Annotated in this window: 18 protein-coding genes and 4 pseudogenes; 9 read left to right on the top strand and 13 right to left on the bottom strand. The window is 69.0% G+C overall.

Features of this window, described 5'->3' with window-relative positions; genetic code table 11:
* Positions 1-98: 98 nt before the first annotated feature.
* The 3 genes from ACGFSA_RS21885 to ACGFSA_RS21875 all read right to left on the bottom strand — a co-directional run bounded on the left by ACGFSA_RS21885 (position 99) and on the right by ACGFSA_RS21875 (position 4,387).
* On the bottom strand, positions 99-1,925 hold the full coding sequence (locus ACGFSA_RS21885) for an ATP-binding cassette domain-containing protein (protein WP_393306607.1): 1,827 nt from the start codon (positions 1,923-1,925) through the stop codon (positions 99-101).
* 112 nt (positions 1,926-2,037) lie between these two features.
* Positions 2,038-2,802 carry an NUDIX domain-containing protein gene (locus tag ACGFSA_RS21880; RefSeq protein WP_393306605.1) on the bottom strand — a complete coding sequence of 255 codons (765 nt, stop codon included), beginning with the start codon at positions 2,800-2,802 and terminating at the stop codon, positions 2,038-2,040.
* Between the two features lie 286 nt (positions 2,803-3,088).
* Positions 3,089-4,387, bottom strand: coding sequence for a DUF4192 domain-containing protein (locus ACGFSA_RS21875; protein WP_393306603.1), 1,299 nt, complete (start codon positions 4,385-4,387; stop codon positions 3,089-3,091).
* A gap of 110 nt (positions 4,388-4,497) precedes the next feature.
* On the opposite strand from ACGFSA_RS21875, the pseudogene ACGFSA_RS21870 reads away from it, so the two are divergent.
* Positions 4,498-4,890, top strand: a pseudogene (locus tag ACGFSA_RS21870) (DEAD/DEAH box helicase); the annotation flags it as partial.
* A gap of 400 nt (positions 4,891-5,290) precedes the next feature.
* Here the strand turns inward: ACGFSA_RS21870 and ACGFSA_RS21865 are convergent.
* Positions 5,291-5,521 (bottom strand): hypothetical protein, encoded by a 231-nt coding sequence (locus ACGFSA_RS21865; RefSeq protein ID WP_393306601.1) that lies wholly within the window; start codon positions 5,519-5,521, stop codon positions 5,291-5,293.
* A 116-nt stretch (positions 5,522-5,637) separates the two neighbouring features.
* On the opposite strand from ACGFSA_RS21865, the gene ACGFSA_RS21860 reads away from it, so the two are divergent.
* A complete protein-coding gene (locus tag ACGFSA_RS21860; protein ID WP_393306599.1) occupies positions 5,638-5,772 on the top strand; it encodes a hypothetical protein in 135 nt (44 codons plus the stop codon).
* Between the two features lie 15 nt (positions 5,773-5,787).
* Here the strand turns inward: ACGFSA_RS21860 and ACGFSA_RS21855 are convergent.
* Positions 5,788-7,205 (bottom strand): annotated as a pseudogene (locus tag ACGFSA_RS21855) (NAD(P)/FAD-dependent oxidoreductase).
* 154 nt (positions 7,206-7,359) lie between these two features.
* Complete coding sequence (locus ACGFSA_RS21850; protein ID WP_393306597.1) at positions 7,360-8,076, bottom strand: TetR/AcrR family transcriptional regulator; 717 nt, start codon at positions 8,074-8,076, stop codon at positions 7,360-7,362.
* Between the two features lie 171 nt (positions 8,077-8,247).
* Between ACGFSA_RS21850 and ACGFSA_RS21845 the strand changes: the two genes are divergently transcribed.
* The 3 genes from ACGFSA_RS21845 to ACGFSA_RS21835 all read left to right on the top strand — a co-directional run bounded on the left by ACGFSA_RS21845 (position 8,248) and on the right by ACGFSA_RS21835 (position 13,177).
* Entirely contained in the window at positions 8,248-9,699 is a 1,452-nt protein-coding gene (locus tag ACGFSA_RS21845) for an APC family permease (RefSeq protein ID WP_393306712.1), read from the top strand.
* Between the two features lie 92 nt (positions 9,700-9,791).
* On the top strand, positions 9,792-11,429 hold the full coding sequence (locus ACGFSA_RS21840) for an amidohydrolase (protein ID WP_393306595.1): 1,638 nt from the start codon (positions 9,792-9,794) through the stop codon (positions 11,427-11,429).
* A 320-nt stretch (positions 11,430-11,749) separates the two neighbouring features.
* On the top strand, positions 11,750-13,177 hold the full coding sequence (locus tag ACGFSA_RS21835; RefSeq protein ID WP_393306593.1) for an amidase: 1,428 nt from the start codon (positions 11,750-11,752) through the stop codon (positions 13,175-13,177).
* 334 nt (positions 13,178-13,511) lie between these two features.
* Here ACGFSA_RS21835 and ACGFSA_RS21830 read toward each other — a convergent pair whose 3' ends face one another.
* The gene (locus tag ACGFSA_RS21830; protein ID WP_393306591.1) at positions 13,512-15,671 is read right to left on the bottom strand and encodes a RecQ family ATP-dependent DNA helicase; all 2,160 of its coding nucleotides are present in this window, start codon (positions 15,669-15,671) and stop codon (positions 13,512-13,514) included.
* Between the two features lie 254 nt (positions 15,672-15,925).
* Here ACGFSA_RS21830 and ACGFSA_RS21825 point away from each other — a divergent pair.
* Positions 15,926-16,207 (top strand): annotated as a pseudogene (locus ACGFSA_RS21825) (phosphoribosyltransferase family protein); the annotation flags it as partial.
* Positions 16,208-16,420: 213 nt separating this feature from the next.
* On the top strand, positions 16,421-17,059 hold the full coding sequence (locus ACGFSA_RS21820) for a hypothetical protein (RefSeq protein ID WP_393306589.1): 639 nt from the start codon (positions 16,421-16,423) through the stop codon (positions 17,057-17,059).
* Positions 17,060-17,128: 69 nt separating this feature from the next.
* Here the strand turns inward: ACGFSA_RS21820 and ACGFSA_RS21815 are convergent, their stop codons facing one another.
* From ACGFSA_RS21815 to ACGFSA_RS21805, 3 genes are all read right to left on the bottom strand, one after another.
* Entirely contained in the window at positions 17,129-17,749 is a 621-nt protein-coding gene (locus ACGFSA_RS21815; protein WP_393306587.1) for a hypothetical protein, read from the bottom strand.
* A 60-nt stretch (positions 17,750-17,809) separates the two neighbouring features.
* Positions 17,810-18,520 (bottom strand): ribonuclease HII, encoded by a 711-nt coding sequence (locus ACGFSA_RS21810; protein ID WP_393306585.1) that lies wholly within the window; start codon positions 18,518-18,520, stop codon positions 17,810-17,812.
* Positions 18,521-18,638: 118 nt separating this feature from the next.
* Positions 18,639-19,055, bottom strand: coding sequence for a TetR-like C-terminal domain-containing protein (locus ACGFSA_RS21805; RefSeq protein ID WP_393306583.1), 417 nt, complete (start codon positions 19,053-19,055; stop codon positions 18,639-18,641).
* Between the two features lie 50 nt (positions 19,056-19,105).
* On the opposite strand from ACGFSA_RS21805, the gene ACGFSA_RS21800 reads away from it, so the two are divergent.
* Entirely contained in the window at positions 19,106-19,459 is a 354-nt protein-coding gene (locus tag ACGFSA_RS21800) for an IS3 family transposase (protein WP_393306710.1), read from the top strand.
* 108 nt (positions 19,460-19,567) lie between these two features.
* On the opposite strand, the gene ACGFSA_RS21795 is transcribed toward ACGFSA_RS21800, so the two are convergent.
* From ACGFSA_RS21795 to ACGFSA_RS21785, 3 genes are all read right to left on the bottom strand, one after another.
* On the bottom strand, positions 19,568-20,008 hold the full coding sequence (locus ACGFSA_RS21795; protein ID WP_393306581.1) for a hypothetical protein: 441 nt from the start codon (positions 20,006-20,008) through the stop codon (positions 19,568-19,570).
* Positions 20,005-20,418: a hypothetical protein gene (locus tag ACGFSA_RS21790; RefSeq protein WP_393306579.1), complete on the bottom strand. Its 414-nt coding sequence runs from the start codon at positions 20,416-20,418 to the stop codon at positions 20,005-20,007. The genes ACGFSA_RS21795 and ACGFSA_RS21790 overlap by 4 nt, the downstream gene beginning before the upstream one ends.
* Before the next feature lie 288 nt (positions 20,419-20,706).
* The gene (locus ACGFSA_RS21785; RefSeq protein ID WP_393306577.1) at positions 20,707-21,594 is read right to left on the bottom strand and encodes a transcriptional regulator; all 888 of its coding nucleotides are present in this window, start codon (positions 21,592-21,594) and stop codon (positions 20,707-20,709) included.
* 55 nt (positions 21,595-21,649) lie between these two features.
* Between ACGFSA_RS21785 and ACGFSA_RS21780 the strand changes: the two are divergent.
* Positions 21,650-22,450, top strand: a pseudogene (locus tag ACGFSA_RS21780) (IS256 family transposase); the annotation flags it as partial.
* Positions 22,451-22,596 lie beyond the last annotated feature (146 nt).

The raw sequence follows: 22,596 nt of genomic DNA, 5'->3' as shown, positions 1-22,596 counted from the left end.
GTGATCGGCGCCCACCCCCCAATTGACGCCTTATCCGTATAAAACGGGCATCCTCAAGGGAATTGCAGGTCTCGTGACCGGGTGGCCGCGCTCCGTGATCACCAACGGACCCTGCCGCGAAGGCTGGTGAACACATACGCACAGATGAGGACCGAGAGCAACAACGACAGCGCCGCCCCCACGGGGTGCGCGACCACGCGCACCCCCGCCATCACCCAGGAGTCCGTCCCGTCCGGCCACTGCACCCAAGCCAGTTCGCGGAGCCTGCCGGGGAGCCCGAGTACCGAGTGGCCGGCCGGCCCCGACAGCACTCTTCGGACAAGCGGAACGACGAGCGCGGGCACAGCGAGCACTGCGGCGACTCCAGCGGCGGTCACTCGGAAGATTCCGGCGGCCAGCAGACCCGCCCAGGCGCAGCCCACGTTCAGGCCCACCCAACTTGCTGCGAGAAAAGCTGTATTCGATGGAACGCTGACCAAGTCGCCTCCGTACACGAGGCAGAGTGCCTCGGCAGAGGCCGCCACAACGATCAGGGCAAGAAGCAGCGCGACACCCGCGGAGACCGCCAGCTTGGCCAGGAGCAGACCGAGGCGGCGGGGGACGGTGCCGTGGCCTGCCGCAAGCGCGGGGTAGCGGAACTCGTCGCCGAAGGAGAGCGCGCCGAGCAGTCCGGCACCCGCAGCAGCAGGCGGCAGGGGCAGCGTCGTGGGCCAAGCTGCAAGCAAGTTCGGCAGCGGGGCATGGCCGGTGCGGGCGAGAAGGACGGAGAGCCCGACCGAGACGACCAGAACGGCCGCCATGATCAACGTCGTTGTCCTGACGCCGAAGAGACGGCGCAGTTCGTAGCGGAGCGGCCGGTGCGGACCACGAGCCGGCCGCCGGCGGATCGACGGCGCGTGTTCCGGACCCGGGACGGGCGATGCCGTTTGCGGCACAGCCTCCGGCTCGGAGGCAGTCGGCTCCGGTTGCGCCAGTGCCGCCTCCGGGCCCGACGCGGGTGACGCCCTCCCCGGCGATGCCGCCTCCACTTCGGGAGCGACGGCCGTTGCGGGGCCGGTGTCGGCGATCTCGTCGGCGAGTTGGTGAACGGGTACACCGTGACGGAATGCCGTGTCGCCGATCTCCGCGCACGTGCTGCCGTACACCGAGAGGCGGCTGCCCGCTTCGGTGACCACCTCGACGGAACGCCGGGCCGCCCGCGCCTCACGGCTCACGACTGCGGCGAGCCGTGCGGCGTGCGGAGTCCGGACTGCGACGCGGGGGCGCAGACGGGTACGCGAGAAGTCGATGACGTTCTGGTCGGAGACCAGCCGTCCGGCGTCGACGGTGACCACGTGGTCGGCGGCGCGCGCCGCCTCCTTGGGGTCACAGGTGGTGTAGAGGACCGTTCCTCCCTGCGTGGCATGGGCACGCAGGAACCCGTGCAACCAAGCGTTCTCGCGTGGCGAGAGCCCCTCTCCGGGATCGTCGAGGATCAGCGCATGGGGGTTTCCGAGCAGCGCCGACGCGAGGCCCAGCCTGCGGTCCATGCCGAGCGAGAGCGCACCGATGCGCTGGTCGCCGAACCCGGCGAGACCGACGGTGTCGAGCAGCTCGTCGGCCCGGGAGGCGGGTACCCCTGCTGCGGCGCCGAGCATGCGGAGCTGGCCACGGACGGTGCGGCCGGGATGGCCAGGCACGTCCCCGAGGAGCACTCCCACTTCACGGGCGGGATGCGGGATACGGTGCAGCGGCCTGCCACGGAAGTAGGTGACACCGCGACCCGCCTCGATTTCGAGCATCAGACGGAGGGCTGTGGTCTTGCCGGAACCGGGGGCGCCGAGGAGTGCCGTGACGCGGCCGGGTCCGGCTTCGAAGGTGAGGTCGTCCACGGCGGGCGGACGGCCGCGGTGGGGGGCGCTGGTGAGTCCGATGGCCTGGAGCATCGCTTCTCTCGCGGGAGGTGAGACCGCTCGGCGGCAGGGCGAATACTGCAGCACGATAACCCGACATATCAGACTTTTAGCGCATCATCGGCCCTGCGGGCGTTCCGCGAGGTCAGACCTCGGGCCTCAGCATCGGCGGGTTGAGCACGGTGGCCGCGCCGGCCCGGAAGAGCTGGGCGGGGCGCCCGCCCTGGCGGGTGGTCGTTCCGCCGGCAGGCACCAGGAAGCCGGGGGTGCCCGTCACCTTGCGATGGAAGTTCCGTGGATCCAGAACCACCCCCCAGACCGCTTCATACACCCGGCGCAGCTCTCCGACCGTGAACGCAGGCGGACAGAAAGCGGTGGCCAGCGAGGAGTACTCGATCTTGGAACGTGCCCGCTCGACGCCGTCGGCGAGGATCTGCGCATGATCGAAGGCGAGCGGGGCGTGCTGTTCACCCTCGCGGCCGAAACCGCCCTCCGGCCCGAGCAGATCCTCGACAGGTGCCCATCGTGCACTGTTCGCGTCGCCGCCCGCGCGGGGAGCGGGCAGGTCGGGGGCGAGTGCGAGGTGAGCCACGCTGACGACCCGCATCCGGGGGTCGCGCTTGGGGTCGCCGTAGGTGGCGAGCTGTTCGAGGTGGGCACCGTTGCCGACTGCCGGAGCCACCGGGTCCTGCGCGCACAATCCGGTTTCCTCGACGAGCTCACGCGCCGCAGCGGCTCCGAGGTCCTCATCGGCTCTGACGAAGCCACCGGGAAGTGCCCACCTGCCCTGGAACGGGGACTCGCCGCGGCGAACCACCAGCGCACAGAGCGCATGACGGCGCACGGTGAGCACAACCAGGTCGACGGTGACAGCGAAGGGCGGGAAGGTCGACGGGTCGTAGGGCGGCATGCCGTGATCATAGTCGTCTGCCTGACGATAAACACTCCCTTCGTCATGATCTTCATCCAGCCCGGCCCCAGAAACTGGTCGGCTCGCCACCCGCGCGATGAGAGTCGTTCTCCGGGGCACGCCACGGCAGCACCCCGGAGGCCGTTGTGTTCCGGTGGGCAGAAGCTTCGCACCGGCGGCTCCCCTTCGTCGCTCTTGTCGGTCTCGCTGTCTGCGCCCGCTCAACTCGATGCCCTGCGCCGCGCCCCCGCTCCCCTGCCCGACGCCGGGCGATCGGTATCCATGGTCATCGGCCGCCGCCGGCCCCGCCGTGACCGTGGGCCCGCGGCTCACGGTCACGGCGTCGCGCGACCGCCCTCGGCCGGGCCGGGCGGGGCTGCGTCTTGTTCCGCCTCACCGCCGACGGGCGTACCGTGCGGGGCCGGACGACTCGCTCGGCACGATGGTGACCTCGCTCCTTCTGCTCGCTGCTCTCCCCGCGCAGGCAGCGGCGCAGAGCCTCCGGATCGAGTCCTTCGTTGCACGCCTGATGGAGCAGTTGAGCGAAGGTGTAGTCGGGGTCCACCCGGAGGGCCAGCCCCAGTGCGACCCGAGCGCCCGGCTCGTCGCCGGTCGACCAGGAGACCCAGCCGGCCAGGGTGAGCGGCGCAGCAGCGTGTTCCTCGTACGGTCCGACGCAACGGCGTGAGAGCGCCTGCCACAGCCGCAGGGCGGATTGGGCTTCGGGCCCTTCCATCCATTCCGCGGCCTTGTCCCGGGTCTCCCGGTCCTGAAGACCGAGGATCACCGCGGCGGCCTCGTCATTGCTGATCAGCGAGTCGTCCCGGCCGTCGGCCGCGGAGGGCGCGGTCGTCGGCGCCTCCCGGAGGCGTTTCATCAGGACGCGCGCGAGCCCGAGGGTCTCGCGAGCCACTTCCTTGCGTCCCTCCTCGTCGAGGATCCTCGGCACCAGTGCAGCACCGGCCGAGTCGAGGGCCTGCGGTTGCTCTGCCACGGCCGGGGTCTTCAGAGGCGCCAGTCTGGCTTCCATCTCCCTCAGAGATCCCCGGACCTGAATACCCGCGTAAGTGGCGGCGGCCGCCATCACCGAAGTGCCCGGCAGGGACAAGCCGTTACCCTCGCCCGGGCAACAGCGCGCATCCGGACAGCAGTAGGACCAGTAGCGTCCGCCGGAGATGCAGAGCGCTTCGAGGACGGGTACATCGAGAGCCCCGCAGGCCGTGCGCAGACGCTGGGCCAGCGGTCGCAGGCGCTCCATCGTCTGGCCCGGGGTCTCCCCGTCGGCAGGATCCTGGCAGAGGAATACGACGATCGCATCAGGGTGCTCACCGCGTCGCTCGCTCCCCTTGACCAGGCACTCGGCGAGCTGCTCGGCGATGTGTGGCCATTCCTGCGGCGACTGCGGAATTCCGAGCCTGAGCCGCCCGCCGAAGCGGCCCCGGCCGCCGTGCAGAGCGACCATGACCACGCTGTCGTTCGGATAGAAGCCCATGAGATACGGAAGGGCATCGGCGAGTTCGGCGGGCCCGCGCAGAGTGATCTGCTGCTCGTCGGCCGGTCCGGTGGATTCGTGGTGCTGGTTCATGGCATGACCGTCCCGCGGACAGCAGAATTCCGCGACCCCCTGTGGATAAGTTGTCCACAGGGACGCGGGGTCGTTCGCCGTTTGTCGTAGCCATCGGGTTGCATGGGGGCATGACCAACGCAGACCGCGCAGAGCTCAGGGCTTCGGCCGATTCCGTACTGGCCCGACTCGTCGGGGACACCACCGGCACTGCCCGGCTGCGCGAGGACCAGTGGCGGGCCATCGAGGCGCTCGTCGCGGACAAGCGCAGAGCGCTGGTCGTCCAGCGGACCGGCTGGGGCAAGTCCGCCGTGTATTTCGTCGCGACCTCGCTCCTGCGGGCGCAGGGCAGCGGCCCGACCGTGATCGTCTCTCCGCTGCTCGCGCTGATGCGCAACCAGGTCGCGGCCGCGGCCCGGGCCGGCATCATCGCCCGCACGATCAACTCGTCCAATACCGAGGAGTGGGAGACCGTCCAGGCCGAGGTGGCCGCGGGCGAGGTGGATGTGCTGCTGGTCAGCCCCCGAAGCGCTGCCCTCTCCAAACTCGGACTCTGTCCGCTATTCAGTAGGTTCTGCGGCCTCTTGTTAGAGCGCTCGATCCGGGTGTCCGGTTCAGAGAGTTCAGGAAGGCGTGTGGCCAGCCGGTGCCAGGCCCTGACCCGGGACGGGGCGCCGTGCTCCGCGTTGCTGCGCAGGGGTGTGCCCGGCAGCGGCATCGGCTTTGGTGATGGGCGCCGCCGGGCGTTGCACCTGGATGGCAGGCGGCACTGACATTGATAGTGGTACGTGGGTTCCGGTGGTCGTGACTCTGGCACTGACTTGATGCCCTGCTGGGCTGTCTTCGCGTTGTACTGTCCGGCCGCCGGGGCTCGTTCTCATGGCTCCGGCCGCGTGGAACATGACCTGATAGCGCCTCTGTGTGTCAAGCGACCTGGGCGAGGTGGGTCCGTTGATCACGTTTCATGATCCGGTAGACCACATTGGACAGACGCCGTTTCAGGGCCCTTCGAGCCTCTGCGGGCGTCTTCCCCTCCGCGATCCTGCGCAGGTAGTAGTCCTGTCCGCGCCCGCCGTCACGGATCTGGCAGATGGCGATCGTGTGCAAGACCGAGTTCAGCGCACGGTTGCCGCGGGTGTCGGCCGGCGGCGGCACGCTATCAATGAGCCAGCCCGAGGGCGGCAAGGAGCACTGCGGGCCCGTGCCGACCGACACCCTGGACACTACGGCTGCAGACCGAGCGTCTGGGCTCAATTGAACAAGTCAGGAGCTTGGCCTGGCCGACGATCCGCACGAGGGTGAGGGCCGAGGGCGCCGAGGTGCTCTTCGCCGACCAGGTCGGCATCTGCTCCGACCAGGTCACCGGCCGGACCTGGGGGTTCAACCCGCCCGACGAACAGCCTTGATCGGATGACGAGACATCAGCTTCCAAAGCCGAGGCCGAGCCGGTCGAGGGTCTTGAGCCAGAGGTTACGTCGCCCGGAGTTCTCGTCCGCATGGGCGAGAGACCACCTGGTGGCCTGGATTCCCGCCCAGCGGACCGGTTCCGGCGGAAACGGAAGGGGCTTGCGCCGCACCATCTACAGTTCGGTCCACTCGGTGCGCTCGCCGGCCAGCAGGTCGAGCATCACCTCGGCACCGAAGCGGGTCGCACCCACTCCGAGGCCGGTGAATCCGGCCGCAAAGGCGACCCGGCCCCGGTGAGTGGTGTCGAAGAATGCGCAGAAGCGGGTGCAGGTGTCGATCGCGCCGCCCCAGGCGTGGGTGAAGCGCAGCCCTTCCAGTTGCGGGAAGGTCCGGAAGAAGTGTCGCGCCAGGGTAGCGAAGGTCTCCGGCCGCTGGTCGTGCTCGGCACGCACCCGGCCCCGGTAGTGGTAGACGGTGTCGTAGCCGCCCCACAGGATGCGGTTGTCGGCGGAGAGCCGCACGTAGTGGAACTGGTTGGCGACGTCGGAGCATCCCTGCCGGTTGCGCCAGCCGACAGAGGCGTGCTGTTCGTCCGTGAGAGGCTCCGTCATCAGCGCGTAGTCGTACACGGGGACGGTGTAGAGGCGGTGGCTCTTGACCAGCAAGGGGAAGGCGTTGGTCGCGAGGGCGACCCGGTTCGCCAGGATGCGTCCGTACGGGGTCCGCACCGCGATTCCTGGCCCGGCCTCCGCGATGGCAGTTGCCCGGGTGTGCTCGTGGATGCGTACGCCAAGGTCCAGACAGGCCTGCTTGAGGCCCCATGCGAGACGCGCGGGGTTGAGCATTGCCGTGCCCTCCTTGTCCCGGGGCGCGCCCAAGAAGGTCGGTGAGTTGATCTCGGCGCGGACCTGGTCGGCGTCCAGTACCGTCTGCTCGGAGCCGTAGCGGGCGGCGAGCGCGGCCAGCTCGTGCAAGTCGTCGACCTGGTACGGCTCGGTCGCCACGTTGAGAGAGCCGGTGCGCTCCCAGTCACAATCGATGCCGTAATTCTTGATCGTGTCCTCGATCGCCTGGAGGTTCTGGATGCCGAGCCGCTCCAGCTCGGCGAGCTCGTCGGGCCAGCGATCGAAGCCATTGCTCAGACCGTGGGTGAGGCTGGATTCGCAGAAACCGCCGTTGCGCCCGGATGCGGCCCAGCCGATCTCCTCGCCTTCGATCAGGACGACGTCGCCGCGTTCCACAGGCCGCTGTAGCCGCCACCGACCACGAGCAGATCACAGCGGGTGTCGGCGACCAGGGCCGATGTGGCCTGCGGGTGACCGGGGTCGTCCAGCCAGAACGGGGTGGGGCTGGTGTCCTGGAGCACGCGGACGGGATCCACGGAGGACTCCTCGGGTGGTGCGTGGAGCGGCTGAGCCTGCGGTCCAGCCATCAGACTCCACTCCCAGAAGATCGTCAACAGTGTTGACATAAACTCACGGTGCTGCGGCCCACCCGGCCCCGAGGCCGACGCAGTCAGGTTCTCGGCCGCGATCCGCCCGGCCCGGGTCCTGGCGCGGCCCGTGGCGAGAGCGCCTGATCCGGACTCAGCCGGCCTCCCCACCTGCCCCGGGCAGCCTGGCTGCGACTGCGTCGAGCAGCAGCTCCAGCGCGAACGGATAGCCACTGTGCATCATGTCGGCGGCCAGCAGGCTCACAGTGGCGCCGATGTGAGGGTAGGCGCTCGCTTCCAGGCGGCCGTAGCGGTCCTGCCACACCTGGAGATCGGCCGCCTGCGCGGGAGCGGGCAGGGCGAGCGCGGCCGCGTCGAGGGCCGCAAAGGCAAGCGCCTGGTCCACGAAGGCGTGATAGATCCGCACCGCTTCCCGGTCGGGGAAGCCCGCCGACCGCAGCACGCCGAGGATCATCTCCACGGCCCGGATCTCGTTGTCCCGCCCGGTCGTTCGGTGCGCCGCCAACAGGGCGGCCTGCGGGTGCGCCCGGTACGAGGCATGGACGCGCAGACCCAGCTCGCACAGGTCGGTACGCCACTCGCCGGTGAGCTTCCAGCCGAGCTGGGCACGGCCGATGAGCTCGTCGGCGACCGCCAGCAGCAGGTCGTCGGTGTTGCGGAAGTACCGATAGAGCGCACTGGGATCGGCGCCCAGCGCGGCTCCCAGCCGTCGGACCGTCAACGCATCAGCGCCATGCTGGCCGACCAACCGCAGGGTCGTCTCCACAATGACCTGCTCGGACAGCACGGTGCCCTGTTTCGTCGGCCTTCTGCGCCGCCGTTGCGGCTCCGGAATCACACGCTCATTCATGGCCCGGAGCTTATGACAACGCCATTGACGTGTGAAGAAGGCGGCGGTTTCATGACCTGCCATCCAGGCCCTCCGGCTACCTTCCCCCAGGCAGGCGACGATCCGTTGGTGGTACCAGTGAAGAATGCAAGCACCACGTCGAGAAGAAGCGCCCAGGCCCCCGAGGCCGCTATGCAGAAGTCCATAGGCGTCGTCGACGGCATCGTCCTCGCCGCGTCGAGCACCGCGGCCACCAGCAGTATCGGCATCGGACTCGGCCTGATGGCGAGCATCGTCGGCCTGCACCTGCCGGCGATCATGCTGTTGGCCTTCCTGCCCATTCTCTGCATAGCGGGTGGATACGGGCGGCTCAACCGTGTCGACCCCAACGCCGGCAGCAGCTACCAGTGGGTCGGCCGCATCTTCAGTCCCTGGCTGGGCTTCTTGACCGGATGGGTCAACGTCGTCGGCACCATCGTGTTCATGGCCTACACCACCACGGTGACGGGCTCGGCGATCATCCAGCTCCTCGGCCAGGCCACCGTCCACAGCGTCGCCGGCCTCTCCCTCGATCCGGACTCCACCCTCCAGTCCACCCTCCTCGGCATGGCCGTCCTGGTCGCCGCCGCGCTGGTCGCCGTGCGCGGGCTCGACCTCGCGGCGCGTCTCCAGAAGTACCTGCTGATCTTCGAGTACGGCGTGCTGATCGCCTTCTGCGGCTACGGCCTGTTCACCGGGGACCAGCCCTTCTCGCTCCAGTGGTACAACCCCTTCGACATCCCCTCAGCCGAAGCCCTTGCCCAGGGCATGGTGCTCGCGGTCTTCTGCTACTGGGGCTTCGAGTCGGTCTTCAGCGTCGGTGAAGAGGTCAGTAACCCGCGGGACGCCTCCCGCGGCGGGTTCATCGCCCTGACCGTCATGCTGCTCCTCTTCCTGCTGGCCGGCACCGCCTTCCAGCGGGTCCTGCCGCTGGACGAACTGGCCGACAACGGCGCGCAAGGGCTCGCCTACTTCGGCATGAAGCTCGCCGAGCAGCCGCTGGCCGCACTGCCGCTCATCGCCCTCATGTTCTCCGCAGTAGCGTCACTGCAGGCCGCAGTCATCCCCACGGCCCGCGGGATGTACGCAATGGGCCGCGACGGCGTCCTCGGCTCCGTCTGGACGCGTCTCCATCCCAAGCACGGGACCCCCGCCGTCGGCACCCTGCTGATCACCGCGATCGCCCTGGTCCTCGCCGCGATGGCGCTGGCCATCCCCACCGTCAACGACTTGATCTTCGCCGCCGTCAACGCGATCGGCATCGTCGTCGCCCTCTACTACGCCCTCACCGCCGTGGCCGCGGCGGTGCGCTTCCGCCACCTGCTGCGCACCTCACCACTGGAGGCCCTGCGCGCGGTCGTCGCACCGGTGCTGGGCGCGCTCGCGCTGCTCGCCACCGGCGGCTACCTCACCTGGACCTTCTATCGCTCCACCGATCACTTCGAAGTCTCCGCCGACAACGGCTGGTTCGCACTGCTCGTCCCGGTGCTGATGATCGGCTCCGGCCTGCTGGCCGCCGCATGGGCCCGCTGGCACCGCCGGTCGCCTTACTTCACCCGTAACCGCAACGCCGCCCCTGACAGCGAACCGATCAGCGTCGGCTGATCGGCGCCCTGCTGACGCGCGGCACGGACCGCGACCCATCGTTCCCTCCAGCGGCCCGCTCACGGACCGCCGACCCATCAGGAGCACCTCCCATGACCAAGGCCGATCTGGTCTTCACCCAAGGCCCCGTGCACACCGGGGACCCCGCCCGCACCCGGGCGAGCAGCCTCGCCGTCACCGGGGAGCGGATCTCGGCCGTCGGCCATGACGAGGTACGGGAGCTGATCGGCCCGAAGACCGAAGTGGTCGACCTCAGGGGCAAGCTGCTACTTCCCGGCTTCCAGGATTCCCACATCCACGCCGTCTACGGCGGCCTGGAGCTCGCCGAGTGCGACCTCACCGGCACCGTGGGAGTCGACGAATACCTGCGCCGCCTACGCGAGTTCGCCGATGCCTACCCCGACAGCACCTGGATCACCGGCGGCGGCTGGTCCATGGAGAGCTTCGAGGGCGGCCTTCCGACCCGACAACTGCTCGACTCCGTGGTGCCGGACCGGCCGGTGTATCTGATCAACCGCGACCACCACGGTGCCTGGGCCAACACCCGCGCGCTCGAACTCGCGAGCGTCACCCGGGACACCCCGGACCCTGCCGACGGCCGGATCGAACGGGAGGGCGACGGCACACCGAGCGGCGTCCTCCAGGAAGGCGCCACCGGCCTGGTGGCCCGACTCGTGCCCGAAAAGACCGCCGCCGACCGCCTCGACGGACTGCTGCGCGCGCAGCGGCTGCTTCACTCGCTCGGGATCACCGGCTGGCAGGACGCCCTGCTCGGCGTGTTCAACGGCCAGCCCGACCCCTCCGACGCGTATCTCACCGCCGCCCGCGAGGGAATCCTCACCGCCCGGGTCAACGGCGCGCTCTGGTGGGACCGCAGCCGAGGCTCCGACCAGGTCCCGGAGCTGGTGTCCCGCCGCGAGGAACTGACCCACGGCAGGTTCCGGGCCGACTCGGTGAAGATCATGCAGGACGGCATCGCGGAGAACTTCACCGCCGCGATGACCAGCCCCTACCTGGACAGGTGCGGCTGCGCCACCGCCAACAGCGGACTGAGCTTCGTCGACCCGGACGCGCTGCGCGCGTACGTCGCCGAGCTCGACGCGCTCGACTTCCAGGTGCACTTCCATGCCCTCGGCGACCGTGCGGTGCGCGAGGCGTTGGATGCGATCGAGGCGGCCCGCACCGCCAACGGCCGCCGTGCCACGCGACACCACCTCGCCCACCTGCAGGTGGTCCACCCCGACGACATCCCGCGCTTCGCCCGGCTCGGTGCGATAGCCAACATCCAACCGCTCTGGGCCTCGCACGAGCCGCAGATGGACGAGCTGACCATCCCATTCCTGGGTCCCGAACGCGCCGCCTGGCAGTACCCCTTCGGCTCCCTGCTGCGTGCCGGCGCGACCCTCGCCGCGGGCAGCGACTGGTCCGTGAGCAGCCCCGACCCTCTCGCCGGAATCCACGTCGCCGTCAACCGGATGCAGCCCGGGGCAACCGATGGCCGGGTCTTCCTGCCCGAAGAGCGGCTCGACCTCGCCACCGCGGTCGCGGCCTACACGGCGGGCTCGGCCCACGTCAACGGCACGGACGACGTCGGCACCCTGCGGCCGGGCCACCTCGCCGACCTGGTGGTCCTCGACCGGGACATCTTCACCGCCCCGGCCGAGGAGATCCACACAGCCCGGGTTCTGCAGACCTACGTGGGGGGAGCGCTGGTGCACTCCGCCTCCTGACCGAGGCGCCCTCGGAGCGCGGCTCCACCCGTGGATTCGCCAACGCGCTCGCCGGCATCCGGCGCGACGAGGGCATCAGCTTCCTCTCTGTCAGCGACGAACTCGCGGTCGTCCGGCACATCACCGACGAGGTGATCGTGCTCAAGGGCGGAAAGACCGCCGAATCCGGTCCCCCAACACCCGTCCTGACCAGGCCCAACATCCCTGCACCCGCCTCCTGCTCGACTCCGTGCCCGCGGCCTGGATGGGATCCGACCCGCATCTCCGAAGGCCGCCGCGCGCCCACCCGACTCTTCTGATTCATCGCAAAGGACCATCACATGACCGACCTCACCGACATCGCCTATCTGCCGGCCACCGAGGCCCTGCGCCGTTTCCGTGACCGCTCCCTGTCACCGGTCGAGCTGATGACCGCGGTCATCGCGCGCGCCGAAGCCGTCGAGCCGAAGGTCAACGCCCTTGCCGAGCAGACCTTCGAGGAGGCGCTCGCCGCCGCCCGCGAGGCCGAAGCGCGGTACGGGGGCAAGGGCGAGGCACCCCGCGCTCTGGAGGGTCTCGCCGTCGCGACGAAGGAGGAGCAGCCCATCGCGGGCCGCCGCATCACGGACGGCTCCCTGGCGTACCAGGGCGAGATCGCCGAGCAGACGCACCCGGTGATCGAGCGGGTCCAGGCTGCCGGCGGCATCGTGCACGCCCGGACCACGACCCCGGAGTTCAGTTGCGCGGGGTACACGCAGTCACGGCTGTGGGGCGTCACCCGCAACCCGTGGAACTTGGAGTTCACTCCGGGCGGATCCTCGGGCGGCGCAGGCGCCGCGCTCGCGGCGGGTGAGGCAACGCTCGCGACCGGTTCCGACATCGGCGGCTCGATCCGCATCCCCGCTTCGTACACGGGCACAGTCGGCTTCAAGCCGCCGTACGGGCGCGTGCCGGCGATGACGCCGTTCAACCTCGACACGTACTGCCACGACGGTCCGATGGCGCGCACCGTCGGAGACTGCGCCCTGCTGGAGAACGTCATCGCGGGACCCCACCCGTTGGACGCGGTCTCGCTGCGGCCCAAGCTCGTCCTGCCCGAGCGGTTCGAGGGCGCCGAAGGCCTGCGGGTGGCGCTTTCGGTCACCCTCGGGGACTGGCCGGTCGATCCCGAGGTCGAGGCCAACACCCGCGCGGTCGCGGAGGCGCTGCGCGCGGCCGGAGCCATCGTCGAGGAGGTAGAGATCCCCATCATGCGGGCGGACGTGATGCGGGCAGCGATGATCCACTTCGGCTCAATATTCGGCCCCTACATCGCGTCGGTCGCCGCCGAGCACGCCGACCAGCTCACCACGTACGCGCTCGACTTCGCCCGGCGAGCCGCCGAGGCCGTCCGCGAGCCCGGCAGCCTCCTGCAGGGCCTTGAGATCGAGGCTGCGGTGCAGACGACGCTCGGCGCCCTGCTGGACCGCTACGACGTCCTGCTGTGCCCGACGACCGCCATCCCAGCGCTCAAGGCGGACGACGACTACCTCTCGACCAAGGTTGTGATCAACAGCGTCGAGCTGGACTTCTATCTGGAATCCGCAATGACCACAGTGTTCAACATCGCCAGCCGCTGCCCGGTGCTGAGCGTGCCCTCCGGTTTCGCCTCGACCGGAGTACCGACGGGGGTGCAGGTCGTCGGACGCACCTACGACGACGCCACGGTGTTCCGCGCCGCGGCAGCGATCGAGGCCGTCCGACCCTGGAACAGCGTCCCGGTCCTCTGACTTGACGTCATGCCACCGGAACCACGGACCAGGTGTTCTGTCGCGGGAGGTTGGGCGCACACTCAGGAAGCCGTCGCCCGCGCATCGAGGTCGGACCACTACCGGGGCAGGGCGCCGACCTGCTGAGGCCGCCGCCATCCTCCACGATGTGGGCTACGGGCCCCGCCGGGCCGGGGTCTGTCAAACGAACGGCTCCGGCTGACTTTCGGTGGTGACGCAGGGCGACATCAGCCGGGCAAAATTTCCCATGTCGGAGGAGAGGGAAGCCCGCACGTCGGTACATCTGACGCGCGGGCCGCCCATCTGCCCCACGTGCACGCCTGAACAGGCAATGTCAGCCCGCTGCGGCAAGGACCAGCGGCAGGATCTGTTCGGCGCCTGTCAGACGTAGCAGCCGGGCAGCGGCTGCGAGGGTCCAGCCGGAGTCGGTGTAGTCGTCCACGAGCAGGATGGGGCCCTGAGAACTCACCAGGGCACCAGCCAGCTCCTCTGGGACGGTGAACGCGCCGGACAGCGCCCTGAGGCGTTGGGCGGAATTGCTGCGGCGTGCCGCGTGCGCACCGTTCGGCCCGGTGTGCGTCAGGGTGCCCAGGAAGGGGAGGCGGCCGATGGTCGCGATTCCCTGGGCGAGGGAGCTGACCAGCTGCGGGCGGGTCAGGGACGGCACAGCTACGACGCCCACCGGTCGGGCAGAGGCGTCCGGGACGTTCGGCGCCCAGCCCCCGGGAGAGCGCGCCCAGTCGGCGAGGACCGCCACCGCGGCCTGGAGAACATCGTCGGGGACCGGCGTATCGGGCGCGTTCTCAGCCAGCAGCGGGCGCAGTCGGTTGCCCCAGCCGATGTCTGAGAGCCGGCCCAGGGCACGCCCGGTGGAGCACTGTTCTTTGGCCGGGATGCGCCCCTTGAGGTCGATGCCCAGTGCGGGCATCCCCGTCGGCCACATGCGGCGCGGTTCAACCTCCACCCCGGGGCGGTCCAGTTCCTTCGTCGCCCCGGTCAACGCATCTGCCGAAACAGAGGGGGCGGCCCAGGCTCCCGCGCAGTTGTCGCACCGGCCGCACGGGGTCGCTCCCCCGTCATCCAGCTGCTGGCGCAGGAACTCCATCCGGCACTGGGCCGTACTCACGTAATCGCGCATGGCCTGCTGCTCAGCCGCCCGCTGCTTGGCGACCCACGCGTAGCGCTCGGAGTCGTAGGCCCACTGCTGCCCGGTGGAGGTCCAGCCGCCCTTCACCCGCTTGACGGCCCCATCGACGTCGAGCACCTTCAGCATCGACTCCAGCCGGCTGCGCCGAAGATCCACCGCCGCCTCCAAGGCCGGCACGGACAGAGGCCGTCCTGCACCGGCGAGAGCCGAGAGGGTCTGGCGAACCTGCGCCTCAGGTGGGAAGGCAGTATCGGCGAAGTAGCGCCAGATGGCCTCGTCCTCCTTGCCCGGCAGCAGCAGCACATCGGCGTGCTCGACCCCGCGGCCAGCGCGGCCGACCTGCTGGTAGTAGGCGATCGGCGAGGACGGCGAGCCGAGATGGATCACGAAACCCAGGTCCGGCTTGTCGAAGCCCATGCCCAGCGCCGAAGTCGCAACCAGCGCCTTGACCCGGTTCTCCTGCAGGTCCACCTCGGCCTGCAGCCGGTCCGCGTTCTCCGTCTTACCGGTGTATGACGCCACGCGGAAGCCGCGCTGCCGCAGGAAAGCGGTGGCCTCTTCGGCTGCGGCAACAGTGAGGGTGTAGATGATCCCCGAGCCCTGCAGGTCGTCCAGATGCTCAGCGAGCCAGGCCAGGCGGTGCGCGGCATCCGGAAGCTGGACCACACCGAGCCGCAGGCTTTCCCTCTCCAGCGGGCCACGCAGCACCAGAGCCTCGCCGGCACCGGTACCCAGCTGCTCGGCCACGTCCGCCGTCACGCGCGCGTTGGCAGTCGCGGTCGTGGCCAGCACCGGAACGCCCGGAGCAAGCTCGGCGAGCATCGCCCGCAACCGACGGTAGTCGGGGCGGAAGTCGTGCCCCCAGTCGGAGATGCAGTGCGCCTCGTCAACCACCAGCAAGCCGGTGGTAACCGCGAGCTTGGGCAGCACCTGCTCGCGGAAATCAACAGAATTAAGACGTTCTGGACTTACGAGGAGAACGTCGGTCTCGCCGCGTTCGACCTCCCCGTAGATCGTGTCCCACTCCTCCGGATTGGCCGAGTTGATGGTGCGCGCCTGGATGCCGGCCCGCGCCGCCGATTCAACCTGGTTGCGCATCAGTGCCAGCAGCGGCGAGATGATCACCGTCGGGCCGGAGCCACGACGGCGCAGCAGCGCGGTAGCGACGAAGTACACCGCCGACTTGCCCCAGCCGGTGCGCTGCACCACCAGCGCTCGCCGACGCTCCTCCACCAGGGCCGCCACCGCCTGCCACTGGTCCTCCCGCAACCGCGCCGAACCCCCCGGGGCACCGACGAGCTCAGCGAGGATGGCATCGGCTTCAGTGCGGAGCTCCAGGTTGTCCATGCCCCCCATGCAACCCGATGGCACGGACAATCGGCCAACTCACCCAGCGCGACACCCCGCTCACAATCGGTTCGCCTGTCGCGGACCGATAGCGGACGGCCGAGGCGGAGCGCTCGGCCACGACTATCCCCGATCCGCACGTCTGCGCAGGTAGGGCCCCATTCCCGTCTGGAATTTGAACGCCTTCCCAGTTCTGTAGCTCCGAGAGGCTCAACAATCCCGACTTCCGGGACCAGGTCCTGCCCCGCCTCGCCGCCGCGGTCGGCCGCATGCCGCTGCTCGGCAGCGTCGCCTACGCCCCCGGGGCGGACGGGGTGCGGATGTCGCAGACCAACAGCGCGCAGCGGGTGCGTGCCCTGCATGAGGCGCTCGTCGTGGAGCCGGAACTGGCCGAGGCGTTGGCGTCGGCAGGGGGGCCGGTGCTGCTCGTGGACGATCTCTCGGACACCGGCTGGACGCTCGCCGTGGCAGCGCGGCTGCTGCGCACGGCCGGTGCGGAAGGGGTGTTTCCGCTGGTCCTCGCCGTTCAGGCGTGACAGGGGCGTCATCCGTCCACGGTTTGGGCAGGGATATCCGTGTCATTCCGGCCGATTTCCATCAGCCGCGCCAATTGCTCGTTGCCGCCCGCCGATACGCCAGGAAGAATTGAGCTCGCTCCCCGCACGGTCCTTTCGCGGCCCGGAAGGGCTGTGCCGCGGTGCGCCCCACCCAACCCTGCCCGCACCGTGGGCGTATGCGAAGGGAGGATCGTGACCTTCGGATTCGCTCCGTCCGCAGCCACTTCGATGTCGGCGTCCTCGGTGTCCGCCGACTCCGTCAACCGCCTTGCCAGAATGCTCGAACCGGCCGAGTGGGCCGCCGCGGGCATACCGTTGCTGCGCAGCCCGCGCGAGGTGGTCAGCGGCCTGCATACCCGGCACCGGCCGACCCCGGAGACCGCTGTCGTCGCCGTACTCGACCATGAGGAACGCCTCACGGCCAGCGCCTCGTTCGCCCGTCGCTCCGTCTCCGCGGACGGCTGGGAGTTCCGGAACGCACTGCTGGCGCATTTGCGCCGGGTCATCCCGCACGATCTGCGCCGCCGCACACCCGTCCGCACAGCGGTGCTGCTCTACTGCCGCGAGGGCGACGAGCGGTGGACGGAGGAGGACGGGGCGTGGATGTGGGGTCTGCGGGATGCCTGCACACTGCACGGCCTGCGGTGCGGCGCGTACATCACGCTGACGCGTGGCGGGTGGCAGGTGCTGGGCGAGGGCCGGGGCGGCCGTCGACCCAACTCCATATCGACGCCCGCGGCTCTCGCCGACACCGTTGCCCAGCATGATCCGTTCCCGCTGCGCACCGGCGGCGGCGCGGCGGAGGCATTGCGACGTACCGCGGCCCGCTGACCCAAGTCGTGGGCCCGGCCGCCCCGTCGTCGGGCAGCCGGGTCACCACGGCCGTGCGCGTCGTCCGGCTCAGACGCCGGCGCCGAGCACGGCGTTGATCCGCTGCGGGTCACCGCAGACGACCAGCAGTGCTCCGGCACGCTCCCTCGCGAGAGGCAGCACACGGGCAGTGGCGTCATCGACGTCACCGTTGACCGCGACGATCACCACGGGCCGGGCCTTCACCCGGTCCGCGGCCACAGCACCGGCGAAGAAGACGTCGTCGCCCGCATCGTGCTGGGCCCAGTAGGCGGCTTCTCCGAAGGAGAGTTCGTGCACCGCCCAAGGGTGCTGCTCGCCGGTGGTGAGCACCAGGATGTCGCCCGGTGCGCGTCCGGAGTCGAGCAGCAGATCGACGGCCTCGTCGACGGCGTCGAGCGCACTGCCGGCCGAGGCCGGGATCAGCTGGAACTGCGGCGCGGAACGAGTCTCCGACCGGGCCTCGTGAGGCTGACCGGAGGTGGAGTGCGGGCGTTGCGCCGGGGGCGCGGGCCTCGCGGGGCCAGGACCCGGACGACCGGGGCGCGGCGTGGCCGCGGAACGCGGGCCGGGTACGGGACGGGGGGTCGGCGCGGTGCGGCCTGCGGCCGGAGTGACGCGGGGACCCTGGGCGCTCTCGTGAATCTGAGGCTCCTCGGGGATGAGAGGCATGGGTGGTTGTCTATCAAACGCCGGCGCAGAGGGCGTCGGCGGGTGGGAACAAATACGCGATCAGAAGTCGAAGCCGAGTTGGCCCCCGCTTTCCAGTGCAGCCGCCTCGGCGGAGATGCGGATCTTCTTCAGGTGCTGCCACCTGGGCAGCGCGTCGAGGTAGGACCACGAGAGGCGGTGCAGGGGCGTGGGCCCCAGCGCCTCCAGAGCGGCCCTGTGCACGGGGGACGGGTAGCCGGCGTTCGCATCGAACGCGAAAGCGGCGTACTCCCCCGATTCCGCGCCCAGTTCGGCCATCATCGTGTCCCTGTGGACCTTCGCGATCACCGAGGCGGCCGCGACCGCGATGCAGGACTGGTCGCCCTTGATGACGGTTCGGACCGTCCAGGGCTTTCCCAGGTAGTCGTGTTTGCCGTCGAGGATCACTGCGTCGGGGCGCACGGGCAGCGCTTCGAGGGCGCGTACGGCGGCGAGGCGCAGAGCCGCGGTCATCCCGAGCTCGTCGATCTCCTGCGGGGAGGCGTCACCGAGGCCGTAGGCCGTGGCCCAGTCCTGGAGCAGCGGTGCCAGCTCGGCACGGCGCTTCGGGCTGATCAGTTTGGAGTCGGTGAGTCCGGCGGGGGGCTTGCGGAGGCCGGTGACAGCGGCACACACGGTGACCGGTCCCGCCCACGCTCCGCGTCCGACCTCGTCGACACCGGCGACGGTCTTGGCACCAGTGGTAGCGCGCAGTGAGCGCTCGACGGTGTGCGTGGGTGGTTCGTACGGCATGGCGCCAGTCAGGGTACGCCGACAGAGACGCCACGAACACCCCGGGGCGCCGGACCGTCGTGTGGCCCGTGGCATCACTCCGACGGAACGCTCAGGGTCCGGCTGCCACCGGTTGCGTTCAACTGCCGGAAGGCCGGAGCAGCGGCGCCATGATCTGATCGATCAATTCCGCGATGTAGGCATCCGGCCATTCGCTGCCGCACACCTTGCTGCGGCACATCATCATCGCGAGGATCACGTCCAGGGCCGGCTCGCTCGTCGCATCGGAACGGACGTCACCCCGCTCGACACCCCGGCTCACGACCTTCCGAAAGAGCTCGGTGGACGGCTGGATCACGCCTCGGAAGATCACGGCCTGGAGGCGTCCGGAGGCGCTCGAGTCGCACTCGTGAAGCACGGAAAGCAGGGCGGTTCCGGGCGTGGAGAGCATGGCGTCGCGCAGCCGTCGGCCCAGCTGGTAGAGATCTTCGCGAATGCTGCCGCAGTCGGGCGCCTCACCGATCGCGGGCAACACCGCCCGCAGCGCCTCCGCCATCAGTCGACCATCGGTCTCTACAAAACCGAGCTCATCAAGCCGCAGCGGCCCTGGAAAGCCATGGCGAAGTCGAGTTGGCCACCGCTGAGTACGTCGATTGGTACAACCACCGCCGACTCCACGGTGAGATCGGCCACGCCCCACCCGCCGAATACGAAACCACCCACTACCAGAACAACCAAAAACAGCAGGTCACAGCCACAATCTGGAGTCTCTACCGAACCCGGAACGGTTCAACCACCGCCGGGCGGCAGCACCAGCATGATCACGATCTACCACTGAAGCAACCCGACCCCGCGTCGTCAAACGCGCAATCTCCAAGTACAACGCCAAAGGCACCATCGACCGGACCAGCTACAAGGCCACCAATCAGCATCGACATCCTGACCACACCAGACCCATGACAGGAGCCCGCTGGAGCTATCTACACGGCGTTGGGGCCAGCCGAGCGGCCCCCGGACGCGCCGAGGCCCTGCCAGACAGGGCCTGACAGGGCTTCGACGTGATGGGGGCTACCGATCCGCTCTCACTCGGAAGACCTGGTCATCCTTGATCGAGCCAGGAATGGGGAATTCCTGCATCAGCGGGCTCGGATCCGTGGCGGGAACGAAAACTTCAGCCCAGAAGACATGCCCCGCAACGACGTAATCGTACGGATGGTCTTCGGAGACTCGGAAGAGTGCGCTCTCTCCCCAGCTACGCCCGGCCCTCCGCTCTTCGGCGCGCAAGGCTTCCGGGCCCGCGTCCGACAGGCTGAGGCCTGCGTACCGATCAGCCAGCGAGATTCGGGAGACGTCCTGGAACAAGACGTCGAAGACCCGAGGGGCATCCCCCTCCTCGCCCCCCGACAATCCGCGAAGCAGGATCTTGCTGTGGCCTACTCCGATAGCCCACGGCTTGAACGTGCCCTGCAGAGTCAGCGGGAGATTCCCGTCCACCAACTGGTACGTCACTTGAACTTGGCCCTTGCCCATGTTTCGGTACGCCGACTGAACCGATAGAAGTCTATCTGTCCCATGAGACCGGCTTCATTGACCTGGATCAATTCCCACTGTGTCCACATGCGCTGCTTTTCGGGTGTCTCCAGTGTGATCTTCAGAGCCTTCGCGGGCCCCTGACTCGCGCCTGGGAGACCGTCGAACAGGAAGGACGGTCGCGCTTCGCCTGCCTTCACCTGGCCAATCGCATTGAGAACATCCTGTTTCCACGTGGCATCCGGCGAACCGAGGAAGTGCTCGGCTTCAATGGACTTGGCGAAGTCCTTCAGACCATTTTCACGCCGACCAAGGGCGTAATGAGCAACGGAATCATCTCCGCCGCCCTCGCAGTTGTGCACCAGGACCGGCGTGGCCCCCGCCAGCACGTAGTACGTGTGCTAAGCGGACCCTCTCTATCTGCGCATTCGCAGATCAGCGGCGGTTTCGGGTTCCACTGGTGTCCGTGACGGGGACCTCCCCCGCCCGACGCGGCGTCGTACAACTCTCTGCGACGCATGCGGTCGGCATCGCTCCTGGGCTGGCTCACTGGGCACCCCCGGCCTGGGTCACTGATCGTGGACACAGTGACCGTAGGCACTGACTGATCGTCACTCCAGGCTGTAGCCATGACAGTTCACGACTCTTGGTTCACGAACTGCCACGCTGCGTGGCAGCTACCCGATAACGCCCAGGTAGTCGGCCATTTCGCGCATCTCCGTCGTGAGGGTGCGCTTGCGCTTGCCCAGGATCTCCTGCATGGTCTCGGCGGCCCCGTTCTGGTGCCGCAGCCACTGCGGGGCGGCTTCCCGGACACGGGTCAACTCGTCCATGGCGGCGGACAGGTCGCCGGTCCGGGTGTGGGCGCGCGCCACATCGAGGGTGAAGCGGTTCCCGTCGTTGGTACTGGGCCTGCCCAAGCGCTTCCACGCCTTGGGCGACAACTCCTCCTGCTCGCCAGCCTTGCGCACCACCGCGCGGGCGTCGCCGATGACCAGGGAGTCTTCGAGTGCCTTGACCGCGACGGTGACCGGCCCGAAGACGGACCAGTGGCGGGAGACGTTGCGATGTGCCGTCCCGACAGCGGTTGCCACGACCCGGGCGGCTTGACGGTACTCCTTCGCCTCGTCGGGACGGTTGTTCCTCGCCGCTGCGGCGGCGGCCTCCATAGCCAGGCCGCCCCACACCGCGTAGTGGTCCGGCTCGGCCCCGGTGATCTTCGGCTCCACCGCGTCCATGCTCCGGGCGGCGACCCGTTCCGCCTCGTCCAACCTTCCCTGCCTCACCAGCAGCCAGCACATGCAGCCGACCCCGGAGCCCGCCGCAAGCATGTCTCCGGCCTGACGGGCATCCATGATGGCGCCACGCACGGCGGCATACGCGATGTCGTACTGCCGTACCTGGGTGAGGTAGGTGCCGGCCAGACGCAGCGCCTCGGCGCGGGCCAGCAGGGCCTGCCGGTACTCGTCCCCGCTGTCGTAGTAGGCGACGGCTTGTGCGGCATCGCGCAGCAGGCCCGGCAGTTGGGCCGCGACGCTCTTGTAGCTGTCGGAGAAGTACAACACCCGTGCATCTTGCAGCGTCCGCCGGAAGGTACGCAGGTTCGGTTCCTCGACCGAGATAACCGCCTGGCAGAACAGGCCCGTTGACGAGGTCTACCCGATCCTCTACATCGACGCGCTGAGCGTGAAGGTCCGCGACTCCGGCATGGTCACCAACAAGTCCGCCCACCTCGTCATCGGCGTCGACGTGGACGGCATCAAGAACGTCCTGGGCATCTGGCTGCAGGACAGCGAGGGCTCGAAGTTCTGGCTGAACGTGCTCACCCAGCTCAAGAACCGCGGCCTGAAGGACGCCCTGATCGTGTGCTGCGACGGCCTGACCGGCCTCCCGGGTGCGATCAACACCGTCTGGGAGAAGGCCCAGGTCCAAACCTGTGTCACGCACCTGATCCGCAGCTCGATGAAGTACGTGACCTACGCCGACCGCAAGAAGGTCGCCACCGCCCTGAAGCCGATCTACACCGCGAACACCGAGTCCGAGGCGCTCGGCGCCCTGGATGAACTGCGGACCGATTACGGCAAGAACTACCCTGGTCTCTTTGCGAGTTGGGAGCGCGCATGGGAGGAGTTCATCCCCTTCCTCGCCTTCGACCGCGAGATCCGGCGCGTGATCTACACCACCAACGCCATCGAGTCCCTGAACTACCAACTCCGCAAGATCACCAAGACGCGCGGGCACTTCCCCTCCGACGACGCCGCCATCAACCTCCTCTACCTCGGCATCCGCCGCATCGAAGGCCGCCACATCGACGGCGACGGCCCCATCCCCCAGGGCCGCGTCCGCGGCACCGGCACCCTCGACTGGAAGCGCGCCATGAACCACTTCATGCTCGCCTTCCCCGACCGCCTCCCCCTATGACCCCTGCAAGATCACCAAAAGTAACCATGCTCAGGGCCCGGCCAGCAAGGATACGGCAGCTGTAGATAACAGTCGGCGTGCTTTCTGATCATGGTGTGGTGTCGGCGTACGCGTGCCATCGGCGGTGGCTGAGTCGGGCGCGGTGT

The sequence above is a fragment of the Streptomyces sp. NPDC048496 genome (genome assembly GCF_043200055.1).
Lineage (GTDB): Bacteria > Actinomycetota > Actinomycetes > Streptomycetales > Streptomycetaceae > Streptomyces.
This window is presented reverse-complemented; position numbering and strand designations above follow the sequence as displayed.

Bases quoted from the DNA above. Each gene is read 5' to 3' on its own strand.
- ACGFSA_RS21840 (WP_393306595.1), top strand. From the start codon at position 9,792: ATGACCAAGGCCGATCTGGTCTTCACCCAAGGCCCCGTGCACACCGGG.
- ACGFSA_RS21880 (WP_393306605.1), bottom strand. From the start codon at position 2,802: ATGCCGCCCTACGACCCGTCGACCTTCCCGCCCTTCGCTGTCACCGTC.
- ACGFSA_RS21835 (WP_393306593.1), top strand. From the start codon at position 11,750: ATGACCGACCTCACCGACATCGCCTATCTGCCGGCCACCGAGGCCCTG.
- ACGFSA_RS21805 (WP_393306583.1), bottom strand. From the start codon at position 19,055: ATGGCGGAGGCGCTGCGGGCGGTGTTGCCCGCGATCGGTGAGGCGCCC.
- ACGFSA_RS21875 (WP_393306603.1), bottom strand. From the start codon at position 4,387: ATGAACCAGCACCACGAATCCACCGGACCGGCCGACGAGCAGCAGATC.
- ACGFSA_RS21810 (WP_393306585.1), bottom strand. From the start codon at position 18,520: ATGCCGTACGAACCACCCACGCACACCGTCGAGCGCTCACTGCGCGCT.
- ACGFSA_RS21850 (WP_393306597.1), bottom strand. From the start codon at position 8,076: ATGAATGAGCGTGTGATTCCGGAGCCGCAACGGCGGCGCAGAAGGCCG.
- ACGFSA_RS21830 (WP_393306591.1), bottom strand. From the start codon at position 15,671: ATGGACAACCTGGAGCTCCGCACTGAAGCCGATGCCATCCTCGCTGAG.
- ACGFSA_RS21885 (WP_393306607.1), bottom strand. From the start codon at position 1,925: ATGCTCCAGGCCATCGGACTCACCAGCGCCCCCCACCGCGGCCGTCCG.
- ACGFSA_RS21815 (WP_393306587.1), bottom strand. From the start codon at position 17,749: ATGCCTCTCATCCCCGAGGAGCCTCAGATTCACGAGAGCGCCCAGGGT.
- ACGFSA_RS21845 (WP_393306712.1), top strand. From the start codon at position 8,248: ATGCAGAAGTCCATAGGCGTCGTCGACGGCATCGTCCTCGCCGCGTCG.